This window comes from Streptomyces sp. 12E (genome assembly GCF_055633275.1).
Genome location: NZ_JBVNCJ010000001.1, coordinates 4,241,621 through 4,255,583 on the forward strand (window position 1 = coordinate 4,241,621; position 13,963 = coordinate 4,255,583).

The window sequence follows — 13,963 nt, forward strand, 5'->3', positions numbered from 1 at the left end:
TGGCCGTGCCACACGTTACGGGTGGGACGGCGGTCTTGGGCAGAGCCGACGTGGTGGCGCCCGCGCTCCTCCCTGCGTACCGGAGGTTATCCACAGGAGGGGAGGCAATCTTGACGGAGCGGTGCGAACGGGGCGACTCTGGGCGGGTGCCGGAAGGTCTCGGGGAGGGGGCGTTCCGAAGGCACGCTGGGGGGCGGATGACCATGGGGGAGGCCGGCCCGCGCTCGGCGCGCTCGGGATCGCAGCCGAAACGGCTGGAGGAGACCGTGCGCGGCCGGCTCGGCCGGGAACGCGTGTGCGTGCCGCCACGCGGGTTCGGGCCGTTCGTGGCGCTGCGCCACGGGCGCCCGCCGGACGGCCGGGTGCTGATGCCGCCGGTCGACGACGACGTCGTCTTCTTCGCGGTGCCGGCGGCGGGACCGCGCCCGGGGACGTCGGCCGACGGGGCCGGAGCCGGGCCGTGACCGGCACCCGGGTGCACGAGTCCGCCGCGGTGCGCGCCGGCGACGGGCCCCGGCCCGCCGGGGACGCACCGGGCTCCGACTCCCTGTTCAAGAACGCCTACTTCCTGATGCTCAGCACGGGCGTGTCCGCCGTCCTCGGGCTGGGCTTCTGGCTCGTGGCCGCCCGCTACTACTCCGAGGACGCCGTCGGCCAGGGTTCCGCCGCGATCGCCGCGATGCGACTGCTCGCCAGCATCACCGCGACCACGATGATCGGCGCCGTGGTCCGCTTCGTACCACGCGCCGGCCGCGAGACCGGACGCCTGGTGGGGGGCGTGTACCTGGCGAGCTCGGTGGTCGTCACCCTGGCCGCGGGCGTCTTCCTGCTCACGCTCGACCGGTGGGGCCCCTCCTACGCACCCCTCGGCACACCGCTGGCCGGGACGCTGTTCGTCGCGGCGTGCGTGGCGTGGGCGCTGCTCACCCTCCAGGACGGCGTGCTCACGGGACTGCGCAAGGCCGAGTGGGTGCCGGCCGGGAACGCGGTGTTCTCCGTCGGCAAGCTGGTCCTGCTGGCCGTCTTCGCGAGCACGCTGCCCGTCCTGGGCATCTTCGTGTCCTGGGCCGTGGCCATCGCGTTCTCCACGCTGCCGCTCGGCTGGCTGGTCTTCCGCCGGCTCATCCCGCGCCAGGCCGCCGCCGACCACGACGTGGAACCGCCCGGCCTGCGGTCCATGGGCCGCTTCCTGGCCGGCGACTCGCTCGGTGCGCTGTTCAGCCTCGTCATGATCAACCTGCTGCCGGTGATGGTCGCGGTCCGCTTCAGCGCGGCGGAGAACGGCTACTTCTACGTGGCGTACACCGTCGGCGGCACCATGGAGTTCATGGCCATCAACATGGCCTCGTCGCTCACCGCCCACGCCTCGCACGACCCGCGCCGGCTCGCCGACGGCGTGCGGGGGGCGCTGCGCAGGATGACGCTGCTGCTGGTGCCGGTGGTCGCGGTGCTGGTCGTCTTCGCGCCCTGGATCCTCACGCCGTTCGACGCGGACTACGCCGAGCACGGCTCGACCGTGCTGCGGCTGCTCGCGCTGGGGGCGCTGCCCCGCGTCGTCGTGGAGCTGTACATCGGGGTGCTGCGGGTACAGGGGCGCACCGGTGTGCTCGCCGCCCTCCAGGGTGCGATGTGCGCGCTGGTGCTGGGCAGCGCGGCCGTGCTGTTCACCCCGGCGGGGATCGCGGGGGCCGGGTGGGCCGTGCTGATCGGCATGACGCTGGTCGCGGTCGTCTCGGTGTTCGGGCTGCGTGCGGCGCTGCGCGAGAGGACCGGCGAGTCCGTGGAGCGGGCCGCCTCCGCACCCGAGTACGGCACGCGCTGGGCCCGGCTCAACGCCACCGCCGGATACGGCACGAACCGGACGCGCCGGGCGGCGTACGAGCACGAGGACGCGGAGGACGACGAGGACACCGTCACGCTGTTCATCGGCCGTCCCGGCTACGAACGGGAAGCCCTCCGGGCGGACACGGTGGCGTTCGTCGTGCGGCCGCCGGCCCCGGACGTACAGGAGGGGGGCGGTCCCGGCGGCGAGGAGCGGGCGCCCGGCGAGGAGGACGTCCGGAAGGAGTCGCCGACGGCACGGGGGGGGCCGGACCGGGGCGAGGACCCGGTGGAAGCCGCGGAGCCGGACCACGCCGGGCAGCCCGGCGACGAGGAGCCGGACGGCAGCGGAGAACAGTCCCCTCCGCCCGTCCGGCCCGCGCGGGGCGCCGGCGCGCCCTCGGCCGTGTCCTCGTGGGAGAGGCGGGCGCCGGCGGAGGCGAGCGGAGCGCCGTGGGCCGCCGGGGCGCCCCCCGGCGCCCCGGCGCGGACCGCACACCCGGAGCCCGCCGGGCCGTCGGCGCCCGGCGACGGATCCGACCGCCGGATCGCGGGGATCCTCTGGACCCTGCTCGTCCTCGCGGCCCTCGCCTTCTGGTTCTCGGCACACGGGCTCGCCCGCGCCGGCGACGCCGGCGCGGGCGAGCCCACGGGACGCCGGCTGCTGGAAGAGCTGCCGCTGTCCGCGTCGGCCGCCGCAGGAGCGCTGTTGCTCGTCTTCGTCGCCTCGGTGACGCTGTGCCGGCGACCGGTCCCCTGGCTCCCCGGGGCCGCGCTGGGCTCCGTCCTGGTCGCCCTGCACACCGCGCCCGCCGCCCTCGGGTGGCGGCCCGAGCCGGTGGACGGGGCGTTGTACTCCGACGCGGCCCGCCTCCTCGCGGAGGCGGTGGGGCTCGACGGACCCGGTCCCCTGCTGCGGTGGGCCCCCTCGGTGTTCCAGCTGCTGTGCCTCGTCCCGCTGTGGCTGCTGCTCGCCCGCGCGGGCGGACCGCTGACCCGGCCGGTTCGCTGGGGCGTGCTGTACCTCGTCGGGGTGGCCGGCTGGGCGTTCCGGCAGGCGCTCGCGCCGGTCGCCCCGTCACTGCTGATCGCGCTCCTCGGGCTGCTGCTGCTCAGCCGGGCGGTGCCGGCGGCCCGGCTCGCGCTCCGCGGCGGCCCGAGCGGCACGCCCGGCCGCTGAGCGGCCCGGGGCCGGGCGCCGTGGTGCCCGGCCCCGGGAGCAGGGCACCGCTCAACGGGGCGGCACGGGCTGCTGGAAGTACCCGTCCCTCCCCGCCTCCCGGTATCCCTCGAGCCCCGGGCCGTCGTTGACGGTCAGATCGCACTCGGGCCTCTCGGAGGTCGGCCGGTTCCAGTGCACCAGGGCCCTCACCTCCGGGAGTTCCCTCACGGCGCCGGGGATCCCGGCGTACCAGTCGCGCTGGCGCCCCGGGTCGTCGGGGTCGGGCGCGGTGGCGAACTCCGCGAGCATCACCGGCTTCTCGTCGGTGACGTTCGCGCGCAGCCATTCGTAACTGGGCTGCTGGCTGCGGAGGAAGTTCTTCCAGTCGGTGGTGTCGTGGCAGCCGTAGTAGTTGTACTGGTCCATCGCGATCCAGTCGACGTACGCGTCCCCCGGGTAGAGGGCCTTCATCTCCTTCCCGCTGCCGAGGTAGCCGGAGACGGTCCACACCCACACGACGTTGTCGGCCCCCAGCTCACGGAACCGGTCGTGGAGGTGGCGGTAGGCCGCGACGAACTCCGCCGGGGTTCCGGCGCCCTCCTCGATGCGGGCGTCGGTCTCCTGGTCGAAGGAGAAGAAGACGCGTTTGCCGTAGGCCTTGAGGCGCCGGATCTGCGGATCGATGATCTCCTCGTCGTACTTCCCCGAGGCGATGTTCTTCCAGCCGAGCTGGGTCTCCGTCCAGTTCTCGTGGTGCGGTTCGGTCCAGACGGTGGACTCCCAGGCCAGCATGAGCAGCCGGTCCCTGCCGAGCTCCTGCTCGTCGGGGGTGAGCAGCTGCCCGTCGAGCTCGGTGCCCGACATGTCGTGGTAGTTGTAGACGAGGTCGAGCCTGCGGCCGATCCTCTTCTCGAAACCGAGCACGGCGTCCTTGAGCGAGCCGTTCGCCGCGTACGGCACGTACGCTCCCCACCAGGCGCCGCAGGGCGGGACCAGCGTGTCGGTGGGGGCGCAGGGGCCGGTGGGCAGCGTGCCGGAGGCCGCGTCGCCGGGCAGCCCCCGGCCGGAGGGGTCCGCGTCGCCGGGACGGCCGGCCCAGAGCCCGAGCCCGGTCAGCAGCGCGGCGACCGTCATCAGGACGACCGCCGTGTACCCGCGCCTCGCGCGCCCCGGGTCCCCCGGCGCGCGCCATCCGGACCGCTCGCGCGGTCCGCGCGGCCGGTGCGGCCCCCTCATGCGTCACCGCCGTCCGCGGGCTCGTGCCTGACGCGTTCCGCCGCGCCGTGCCGGGCGGCGGGCAGCGGCAGCCCCGGCAGGGCCGCGGCGACCGTGGTGAAGGCGGCGAGCGGGACGAGGAAGGAGGTCGTCGAGAAGCCCTCCACCAGGAACAGCGAGGTGGCGGTGAGCACACCGAGCGAGAGGCTGATCGGCGCGGCGAGCGCGACGGCCTCCAGCCGGGCGCCGGTGGCCGGTCCGCCCGGCTGCGGATACAGCGCCGCCCAGCCCGGACCGAACAGGATGAAGAGCAGCACCGGGATCCAGCGCAGCGGCGAGGGGCCGGACACGGTGGTGGCGGCCAGCGCGAGCCAGCCCGAGGCGCCGGTGAGGACCCTGAGGAGGGTCCCGGTGACCCGGATGCCTCCGGGCCCACGGGCCGCACCGGTTCCGGCGACGTCCGCGGAACCCGTGGGGGCCGCGGAGCCGGTGGAGTTCGGGGAGCCGGTGCCGCTCATGGGCTGACCTGACGGAACTGGCTGGCCTTCAGCGTCACTTCGATCACCTTGTGGTCGATCCTCGGGCGGCCGGGCGGTACTCCAGGACGACGCCGTGGGGATGGCTTTCGACGGTCCGGAAGAGCGGGGAGGCGGAGAGCTTCGTGCGCAGCGTCTCGAACCCGCCGGGGGGCAGCAGGCCCTCGCCGGCGGTGTAGACGTCCTGGGTGCGGGTGAGGACGACGTACGCCCTGGTGCCCGGCGGGATCCCGTCGGCGAGGTGACGGGCCGGGTCCTCGAGCATCCTCTCGTTCTCGGGCAGCTCCTGCTCGGCGAAGAACCAGTGCTCGAGGCGGTCGTACCGGTGCAGTGCCTGCGGGAAGGAACCGCTGGTGGAGAGGATCAGCGAGCCGTCGGGGGCGTTGTCGAGGGTCCGGGTGACCAGCGCGGTCTCCTCGGGCGGTGTGTAGTACATCTTCTCCTTGCCGTAGTACGACGGCAGGAAGCCGGCCGGCAGCACCAGCAGAACGGCCGGCAGGGCGACGGCCGCGGCCCTGCGCCGCAGTGCCTTCGCCCGGCCGGGGGGAGCGCCCGCGGCGGGCACGAGTGCGGCGGCGGCGAAGAACGCCGCACCCGGCAGTCCGAACAGATAGACGCGGAAGAGCATTTCGCCGCCGTAGTCGTTGACGGCGAAGAGCGGAACCGGGGCGGCGGAGACCAGCAGCAGCGGCAGTGCGCTGCGGACCAGCCGGCGTCGCAGCACGAGGGTGGTCCCGGCGAGCGCGGCGATCGCGAGCACCATCAGCACGCCGGCGGTTCCGGCGAGTTCGGGTCCGGGGCCGGTGAGCTCTCCCGCGTATCCCGCGCGGGAGTTCTGCGTCAGCTCGCCGATCGACTCCTTGAGGGTGGACAGCGTCTCGACGAACAGCGGCCGCCCCATGGTGAGGTTCCAGGTGAGCATCAGCAGCACGGCGACGGCCGGCGGTCCGTAGTCGCGGTAGCGGCGCGTGAGGGCGAGCGCGAACAGGCAGATGCAGAGCATCACCGGGGTGAGCTGGTGCGTGGCGTTGACGGCGGCGATCAGCGGGACGAGGATCACCACGCAGACCGCGCGCTGCCGGGTCCCCGTGGGCGGCGGCACGCCGGCGGCGGCCGGGTCGAGGGCGGTGCGGTCGCGCAGCCGTCCGGCGGACCCGGGGCGCACGAAGTACCGCAGCACCACCGCGATGACCGTCAAGTGCAGCAGGTACGCGAGCCCTTGGGGGGCGAAGTAGTCCTGGCCCACCCAGTTGGCGAGCTGGAAGATCCACACGGCGGTCCACACCAGCCGCCAGTCCTGGCAGAAGGTGCGGTAGACCAGGACGAGCACCGGCATCATCAGCAGGCCGAGGACGACCGGCGCCCAGTTGGCGTACGCGGCGGCGCTCTCCACCCCGAAGGCGCGCACCAGACCGGCGTTCAGCGTGAAGAAGCCCGGCCACTGGTCGTACGCGGACATGTTGCCCGACAGCGCCGCGCCCGGCCGCAGTTCACCGTTGGCGAGCAGGGTGTCGACGACGGCGTCGTGCTTGGAGGCCCACGGGTAGCGCACGGCGTCGTACAGCACCGCCGGCGGCGCCTTGAGCGCGCACAGCAGTGCGGCGCAGTGCGCGGCCGGCCACCAGGGCGCGGTGCCCGCGCGCCGCAGACTGAGGACGAAGCCGGCGGTGAGGACCAGCAGCGACAGGTAGTAGGTGGCCGGAAGGCGGTCCAGCAGCCCGTAGTCGCCCATCTCCCGGAAGCCGATGCGGGGGAGGGCGTGGAACCACAGTCCGGCGGCGAGCAGCAGCGTCAGCGGTCCGGCGTCGGGCGGACCGCTCGGGACCGGCCAGGGTCTGCGGCTGCCGGAGTTCCCTCCCGGCTCCTTCGGGCCGGTGGCCGGCTCGGGGCCGGGCAGCGCGCCGCTCTCCGTGGTCGGTACGGGCACATGGTGTCGCACGCCGAGACTCCCCTCCCCCGCGACGAGTATAGGAATCGCCTCTGTTTTTCACGTCAAAAACGTCGAACTCGCCACGAAGCGAGGGAAATGACGGAAGTTGCGGAAGTGGTGGAAGGGACGGAAGCGAGGGGAGCGACAGTCGCCCGGTCCCTCCCGCGCGCCCCGGCCCGTCCCTCGTCCCCGCCCGTCATCGGCCGTCGACCGTCAGCCCGCGAAGACGGGACGGCCGCGCAGGACGGCGCGGGCCCGGCGGTACCACCGCCAGCCGACGGTCCTCGGCCCGTCCCGGTACGGGGCGATCCGCGCGCCGTCACCCGCCAGCCACGCCTCGACGTCGGCGACGGTGTGACCGCGACGGACGATCAGGCGGGCGATGCGGTAGCGCTCGTCCCGCTCCGAGCTGAGCGCGTGCCGCACGGCGGTCGCCGTCTCGTAGCCGACGCGGGACGCCATGGCGCGCACCCGGGGGCTGTTGTAGCCGTGCGGATAGGCGAGGTGGGGGACGGGATGGCCGAGGACGTCCTCCAGCACGGCCCTGGAGTCCAGGAGTTCGGCGCGCAGCCGCCCGGTGGTCAGGGTGTCGAGCTGGGCGTGGGTGACCGTGTGGCTGCCGATCTCCATGCCGGACCGTTCCAGCTCCACCACCCGGTCCAGGCGCATCATCGGGGCGGGCGGCAGCAGGCTGCGGCCTCCCGGCGTGATGGCGCCGGTGGTGAGGTACGCGGTCGCGGGCAGCGCGCGCTCGGCCAGGGCCTCGGCGGTGGGGCCCGGCAGGTCGGCGAAGCCGTCGTCGAAGGTGAGCAGCACCGGCCGGGGCGGCAGGGGGGCCCGTCCGGCGAGGTGGTCGGCGAGGGCGCTGATGGTGACGGGCGTGCGGCCGCTGTCCACGACGGCGTCGAGGTGGGCCGCGAACTCCTTGGGCGTGACGGTGAACTCGGCGATCCAGTCCGGCGGATCGTCCATCACGGCGTGGTAGAGGAAGACGGGTACGGCCGGATTCATCTCGCCCCCCGTCCCGTGGCGTTCCCCCGTGTTCGCCGCGCCCGCAGGTAACCGAGCGGCCCGTACAGCATCCCCCTGCGCTGCAGCCGCGACAGACGGCGTGGCCAGGGGTGGGTGCGCGTGTCGTGCCCGCCCGGCGCGCCGCCGCCGTCCGTGTCGCGCACCTCGGTCAGCGCGCGGGCGTGCGCGAGGCCGCGCGGCAGCCGGGCGAGGAACGCCGGCAGCAGCGCGGGCCGGTTGACCAGGAGCGCGGTGAGGTAGGCGGTGAGGCCGGCGCCGTAGCCGTACGCCTGGGTCTCCAGGTCGGCCCAGGTCTCCCGGTGGTGGTGCCACACCAGCGCGTACGGCGTGTAGTGCAGCCGGTGCCCCTGGGCGAGGACGCGGACGAAGCCGTACAGGTCGTCGCCGCCCCGGGCGGGTGTCCCGGCGCCGGTGGCCGGGTCGAAGCCGCCGACGGCACGCAGCACCTCCGTGCGGAAGGCCATGTTCGCGCCGGAGCCGAAGCGGCCCGCGGTGAAGGGGAACAGCGGCTCGTCGCGGGGCGGGTCGCCGGGGTCGTACGTCGTCGGCGTGAAGCCCTTCGCGAAGCCGCCGTGGCTCTCCAGCAGGACCTGGGCCGGGGTGCGCAGCCGGGCGGGCAGGATCAGGCCGGTGACGCAGCCGAGCCGGGGGTCGGCGGCGAACGGCGCGGTCAGCTCGGCGAGCCAGCGGGCGTCGGCGACCACGTCGTCGTCGGTGAACGCGATCACCTCGCCCCGGGCCACCGCCAGCCCCCTGTTGTGCGCGACGGCGAGTCCGGGCGCCGGCTCGCACACGTACCGCACCCGCTCGCCGTACTTGCGCTCCACCAGTTCGCGGGTCTCGTCGGTCACCGGCGCGTTGTCGACGACGACGACCTCGAACCGCGGATGCTCCTGCGCGAGCAGCGAGTCCAGCGCCCGGGCGAGCTGCCCGGCCCGCTCCCGGGTGGCCACGACGACCGAGGCGTACGGCGGTTCCCCGCCGTCTCCCGCCGCCACGGCCGCTCCCGCCGCTCCGGATGCCGCCTCCCACAGCACCGCCCGCGGGTCCGCGCCCTCCGGCACCCGTGCCAGCACGGTCCCCACCGGGCGACCCGCCCGTCTGACCAGCAGGAACACCTCGCCGTGGGTCACCGGGGGGCTGCCCGGTCCGGGTCTCGGCGCGGACTCGTCGCCGTCCAGGTCCAGTTCGGCGACCTGCACCGCGCCGATGGCCAGGAACCGCCGTATCTCCTCCTGCGTACGCGTTCTCCGGGACACCTGTCCTCCCCTCCTCACGACCGGCGCAGCCGTGCCGCGCCCTTCGGGGTCCGTGCCGCCGGCGCCGCCAGGCGCGGACGGGTGCGGACGAAGCCGTGCGCGCGGCGACCCGGGCCCGCGGCCGCGTCCGGGCCACGGCGATGCCGGACTCCGCTTCCATGAACGGGTTGCGCGGTGCGTCCGTCGCGGCGCGCGGTTTCCGCCGGCGCTCCCGTTCCCCCTCGCCGAGCTCCTCGGGCCTCAGCACGCGCACGCGTCCACTGCTCACCCGACCCCCCGATCAAGTCCCCCTGGACTCCTGGAAGGTACCGCCGGGGACCGGGCGGACGGTAGATAGCGGACCATGTTCTCGCCAAACGGGGAAAGGGTCCTGAACCGGTCCTTACCCGGCGTCGGAGGAAGGCGGAAGAAGGGAACCGCACCGAAAACGAGCGCAAACGGGCAGGGCGAATCGGACCGTCGGGTTGTCCGTATTCTCTGATCATGGCCGCACCCACCGCGTACTCACTGATCGCCACCGACCTGGACGGGACGCTGCTGCGCGGCGACGACACCATCTCCGACCGGTCCCTCGCCGTGCTCGCGCGGGCGGAGCGGGCCGGCGCGCGGCACCTCGTGGTGACGGGACGCCCGGCCCCCAGAGTGCGGCCGCTCCTGGACGCCCTCGGCTGCACGGGGCTCGCGGTGTGCGGGCAGGGCGCGCAGGTGTACGACGCCGGCGCGGGCCGGCTGCTGCGGTCCGTGACCCTGGACCGGGAACTGGCGGAGACCGCGCTCGGCAAGATCGAGGCCGAGGTGGGGGAGGTGTACGCCGCGGTCGACCAGGACGGGGTCGACGGGCTGACGCTGATCGAGCCCGGCTACCTGATGCCGCACCCGACCCTGCCCGCGGTGCGGGTGGAGCGGCGCGGGGAGCTGTGGGACCGGCCGATCAGCAAGGTGCTGCTGCGCCACCCGGACCTGTCCGACGACGCCTTGGCGGCGGCGGCCCGGTCGGTGGTCGGCTCACTGGCCACGGTCACCATGTCGGGGCCGGGCACCGTGGAGCTCCAGCCGTGCGGGGTGACCAAGGCGACCGGGCTGGCGCTGGCCGCCGAGCACCTGGGACTGGGCCCGGAGCGGACGATCGCCTTCGGTGACATGCCGAACGACATCCCCATGTTCGGCTGGGCGGCCCACGGCGTCGCCATGGCGAACGCGCATCCCGAACTGAAGGCGGTGGCGGACGAGGTCACCACGTCGAACGAGGACGACGGCGTGGCCGTCGTCCTCGAGCGGCTGTTCGGCGGGACGGTGACGCTCGCCCGTCAGCGGGTGGCTCAGTACGCGCCGAAGACGTTGTCGATGGAGCCGTAGCGGTCGGCCGCGTAGTTGCAGGCCGCCGTGATGTTCGCGACCGGGTCGAACGGGTCGAAGGCGGTGCCGGGCACGTGGTAGGCCGCGAAGGTCGGGTCGATGACCTGCAGCAGGCCCTTCGACGGGGTGCCGGCGGCGGCGTTGGAGTCCCAGTTGTTGACGGCGTACGGGTTGCCGGAGGACTCGCGCATGATGTTGCGGTGGATGGAGTCGTAGCTGCCCGGGATGCCGTGCTGCGCCATGACGTCCAGCGACTCGCGGATCCAGCCGTCGAGGTTGTCCGGGTACGCCGTCACGGTGGCGGCGGCCGTCGGCTCGGTGGTGGCGGCGGAGGCGCCGGTCGCGCCGAACAGCGGCAGGGCGACCACGGCGACGCCGGTGACGGCGAGGGAGCGGGCGACGCGGCGGCGGTGCTGGCCGAAAGCAGGCATGTCTGGGTTCCTCTCCTACGCCTGCGAGGTGAGCTGTCGGGTTCGGGCGGGAGAGTGCCCGGCCGTGCCCCTGCGGGCATGGCTTCACCCCTAGCCGTCCCGGTGCGGTGTCCGGTCCGGCGGCTTACCTGGGTCCCCCGCTCCTGCCGTCCTGAGTGGTCGTCGTCGGTTGGTGCGGGCGGCGGCAGGATTAGGCGTCCACCCGGCAGGCCCGGAACCTATGCGAGAGCACATGTCGGGAACAAGCGCGGACCTCACACAAGACACCCTTTGATCTTGTAATGGGCGTTTTGCGGTACTTGATCCTTTGTGGGCGCTGAGGATCAACTCGTCACCGGGGAAAGGGAGATGGCGGGTGACGGGCCGTGACGGGGGTGTCCGGCCGCGCGTGACCCACTTCACGGAGGACCGCCTGCGAGCGCAATCTTCGCCAAGGGGAATCGGTTTGTCATTTGCGGCAAATCGGACGCGAGGCGGGCAGGATGGTTCGCGTGGCGAGATGTGGCCCGGTGGGCAGGTCGGGAGCCGGTCCGGGGGAGTGGATTGCTACGCCCGGGAAAGTCGAAGAATGTCCGTTGTCGTCGAATGATCAAAAGTGCTCCGCTCCCGGCCCCGTGCCGCCCCGCCCCTAACGCCGGGCGCTGGCGGTGATCGAAACGTGACCGGATACGCTGACTTGAGTGATGGCAGCGACCTATCGACATTCCGTGTAATCGCCAGTGGACACCAGCAGACAGGAGACCCCTCGTGACCGTCGTCGGGCCGTTCGGGCTGAGCGTGCGGGACCAGGCTCTGGAAGCCGATGTCCAGGCCGGAATGACGGCTGTCGAGGAAGGGCTGATCGAGGCCACCAAGAGTGAGGTCCCCTTCATCACCGGGGCCGCCCAGCACCTGGTGCGGGCCGGCGGCAAGCGGTTCCGCCCGCTGCTCGTGATGCTCGCCGCCCAGTTCGGCGACCCCTACGCGCCCGGTGTCGTGCCCTCGGCCGTGGTGGTGGAGCTCACCCATCTGGCCACGCTGTACCACGACGACGTGATGGACGAGGCCGAGGTGCGGCGCGGGGTCGACAGCGCGAACGCCCGCTGGGGCAACTCCGTCGCGGTCCTCACCGGTGACTTCCTCTTCGCACGGGCCTCGCACATCCTGGCCGACCTCGGTCCTGAGGCCGTACGGGTGCAGGCCGAGGCGTTCGAGCGGCTGGTCACCGGGCAGATCCTGGAGACCGCGGGGCCGCAGGACGGCCGCGACCCGGTCGACCACTACCTCGACGTGCTCGGCGGCAAGACCGGCTCGCTGGTCGCCGTCGCCTGCCGGTTCGGCGCGATGATGTCCGGCGCCGAGGAGACGGTCGTGGACGTGCTGACCCAGTACGGCGAGCGGCTCGGCGTCGCCTTCCAGCTCGCCGACGACGTCCTGGACATCGCCTCCGACTCCCACGAGTCCGGCAAGACCCCCGGCACCGACCTGCGCGAGGGCATCGCCACCCTGCCCGTGCTGCGGCTGCGCGAACGGGCGGCCCGGCTGGGACTCGCCGACGACATCGCCCTGTGCGAGCTGCTCGACTCCGACCTCACCGACGACACCCGGCACGCCGAGGCGCTGCGGCTGCTGCGCGCCCACCCCGCGCTGGAGCAGGCCCGCCGGGACACCGTGCGGTACGCCGAGGAGGCGCGCGCGGCGCTGGCCCCGCTGCGTGAGGGCGAGGCGAAGGCGGCACTCGTGCAGTTGTGCGACGCGGTGGTGCACCGCGCGGGCTGAGCCGGCCCGGGCCCCCGTGCCCCCTACGGGACGGGGGAGGGAACCGCCCTCCGTGTCATACCCCAGCAGTACGTGGAGTTGCGTCCGAGGGCTGACGAATCCGCCTGCCGGATTTGGTCGGATGGACCACGACGGACAACACCACTTCTCACCGGTTCGGGTGAGAATGGCGGCTCAGGGCGGGACTGGTGCGAGGACACGAGACGGAAGCCGCCGCCGACCACGGAGGTAGGGCACACATGGCACCGTACGAATCCGAGAACACGACGACCGCGGGGGAGGCCGACGAGCCGCGCACGCGACGGCGCAGGGTCGCGCGGTACGCCGTCCCCGTCGCCGTGATGGGGGTGGCGGCCGCGACCATCGGCCTCGTCCCCGCGCTCGCGGACTCCGGCGACCCCGAGCTGCCGGAGATCACCGCAGCGCAGCTCATCGAGAAGATCGCGCAGTCGGACGTCGAGCAGCTGTCCGGCACCGTGAAGATCACCACCGACCTCGGACTGCCGAACCTCGGCGGCCTGGAGAGCAGCCTCATGTCCGGCGCGACGGAGCAGGGCGGTGACGGTGGCTCCTCGGCCGACCCGTCCGCCAAGCTCACCGAACTGGCGTCCGGCACGCACACGCTGCGGATCGCGGCCGACGGTCCGGACCGGCAGAAGGTCTCGATCCTGGAGAACGCCGCCGAGTACAGCCTGATCCACAACGGCAAGGACGTCTGGGGCTACGACAGCGCGTCCAACGAGGTCTACCACGGCACGGTCGACGCCTTTGGCGAGGACCGGGAGCAGCAGCCCCCGGCCACTCCGAAGGACTTCGCCGAGGAGGCGCTGAAGGCGGTCGACGACACCACGTCCGTGACCGTCGACGGCACCGCCCAGGTGGCCGGCCGGGACGCGTACAGGCTGGTCGTCGAGCCGAAGCAGTCCGGCTCCACGGTCGGCGCGATCAGCATCGCGGTGGACCACGAGACGGGCATGCCGCTGAAGTTCACCCTCACCCCGTCCAGCGGCGGCGCGGCCGTCGTGGACGTCGGCTTCACCAAGGTGAGCTTCGACCGCCCGGCCGCGTCGACCTTCGAGTTCACCCCGCCCAAGGGCGCCGAGGTGACCGAGGCCGACGAACTCGACCGGGGCGGGGAGCACTCCGGGAAGCCCGGGAAGGCCCCGAAGTCCGAGGAGGACCTGGCCAAGGGCCTCGACGGACCGAAGATGCTCGGCGAGGGCTGGAACACCGTCGCCGTCTTCGGCACCGGTGACGGGGGCGTCCTGCCCGCCGACGGGGCAGGCGGTGACCTCGGCGGCTTCTTCGGCTCGCTCGGCGACCAGGTCAAGGGCGAGTTCGGCACCGGCACGGTGTTCAGCACCCGCCTGGTGAACGCCCTGATCACCGAGGACGGCAAGGTCTACGTGGGCACCGTCACCAAGGACGCGCTCGTGAAGGCGGCCGACGCGGGGAAGTAAGGC

General features: G+C 73.4%; 11 protein-coding genes and 1 riboswitch. Of the genes, 5 read left to right on the forward strand and 6 right to left on the reverse strand.

Annotation, left to right across the window (positions count from 1 at the left end; genetic code table 11):
- Positions 1-197: 197 nt before the first annotated feature.
- Positions 198-464 (forward strand): hypothetical protein, encoded by a 267-nt coding sequence (locus ACZ8ZB_RS19715; RefSeq protein ID WP_470739009.1) that lies wholly within the window; start codon positions 198-200, stop codon positions 462-464.
- A complete protein-coding gene (locus ACZ8ZB_RS19720; protein ID WP_470739010.1) occupies positions 461-3,001 on the forward strand; it encodes a lipopolysaccharide biosynthesis protein in 2,541 nt (846 codons plus the stop codon). The genes ACZ8ZB_RS19715 and ACZ8ZB_RS19720 overlap by 4 nt, the downstream gene beginning before the upstream one ends.
- Positions 3,002-3,052: 51 nt before the next feature.
- On the opposite strand, the gene ACZ8ZB_RS19725 is transcribed toward ACZ8ZB_RS19720, so the two are convergent.
- The 5 genes from ACZ8ZB_RS19725 to ACZ8ZB_RS19745 form a co-directional block, all read right to left on the reverse strand.
- On the reverse strand, positions 3,053-4,117 hold the full coding sequence (locus ACZ8ZB_RS19725; RefSeq protein WP_470739011.1) for a glycoside hydrolase family 26 protein: 1,065 nt from the start codon (positions 4,115-4,117) through the stop codon (positions 3,053-3,055).
- A gap of 98 nt (positions 4,118-4,215) precedes the next feature.
- Positions 4,216-4,716, reverse strand: a complete 501-nt coding sequence (locus ACZ8ZB_RS19730) for a hypothetical protein (RefSeq protein WP_470739012.1) — start codon at positions 4,714-4,716, stop codon at positions 4,216-4,218.
- Positions 4,717-4,759: 43 nt separating this feature from the next.
- The gene (locus ACZ8ZB_RS19735; protein ID WP_470739013.1) at positions 4,760-6,673 is read right to left on the reverse strand and encodes a hypothetical protein; all 1,914 of its coding nucleotides are present in this window, start codon (positions 6,671-6,673) and stop codon (positions 4,760-4,762) included.
- A 204-nt stretch (positions 6,674-6,877) separates the two neighbouring features.
- Complete coding sequence (locus tag ACZ8ZB_RS19740) at positions 6,878-7,675, reverse strand: polysaccharide deacetylase family protein (RefSeq protein ID WP_470739014.1); 798 nt, start codon at positions 7,673-7,675, stop codon at positions 6,878-6,880.
- Positions 7,672-8,955, reverse strand: coding sequence for a glycosyltransferase family 2 protein (locus ACZ8ZB_RS19745; protein ID WP_470739015.1), 1,284 nt, complete (start codon positions 8,953-8,955; stop codon positions 7,672-7,674). Before ACZ8ZB_RS19745 ends, ACZ8ZB_RS19740 begins: the two co-directional genes overlap by 4 nt.
- Positions 8,956-9,438: 483 nt before the next feature.
- Here ACZ8ZB_RS19745 and ACZ8ZB_RS19750 point away from each other — a divergent pair, with 483 nt between their 5' ends.
- Positions 9,439-10,311 (forward strand): HAD family hydrolase, encoded by an 873-nt coding sequence (locus tag ACZ8ZB_RS19750; protein ID WP_470739016.1) that lies wholly within the window; start codon positions 9,439-9,441, stop codon positions 10,309-10,311.
- On the opposite strand, the gene ACZ8ZB_RS19755 is transcribed toward ACZ8ZB_RS19750, so the two are convergent.
- Entirely contained in the window at positions 10,275-10,742 is a 468-nt protein-coding gene (locus ACZ8ZB_RS19755) for a transglycosylase SLT domain-containing protein (protein ID WP_470739017.1), read from the reverse strand. The two genes, ACZ8ZB_RS19750 and ACZ8ZB_RS19755, sit on opposite strands and share 37 nt — an antisense overlap.
- 3 nt (positions 10,743-10,745) lie before the next feature.
- Positions 10,746-10,914: riboswitch (cyclic di-AMP (ydaO/yuaA leader) on the reverse strand.
- A gap of 575 nt (positions 10,915-11,489) precedes the next feature.
- Here ACZ8ZB_RS19755 and ACZ8ZB_RS19760 point away from each other — a divergent pair.
- Positions 11,490-12,500 (forward strand): polyprenyl synthetase family protein, encoded by a 1,011-nt coding sequence (locus tag ACZ8ZB_RS19760; protein WP_470739018.1) that lies wholly within the window; start codon positions 11,490-11,492, stop codon positions 12,498-12,500.
- A gap of 239 nt (positions 12,501-12,739) precedes the next feature.
- Entirely contained in the window at positions 12,740-13,960 is a 1,221-nt protein-coding gene (locus ACZ8ZB_RS19765) for a LolA family protein (RefSeq protein WP_470739019.1), read from the forward strand.
- Positions 13,961-13,963: the final 3 nt, after the last annotated feature.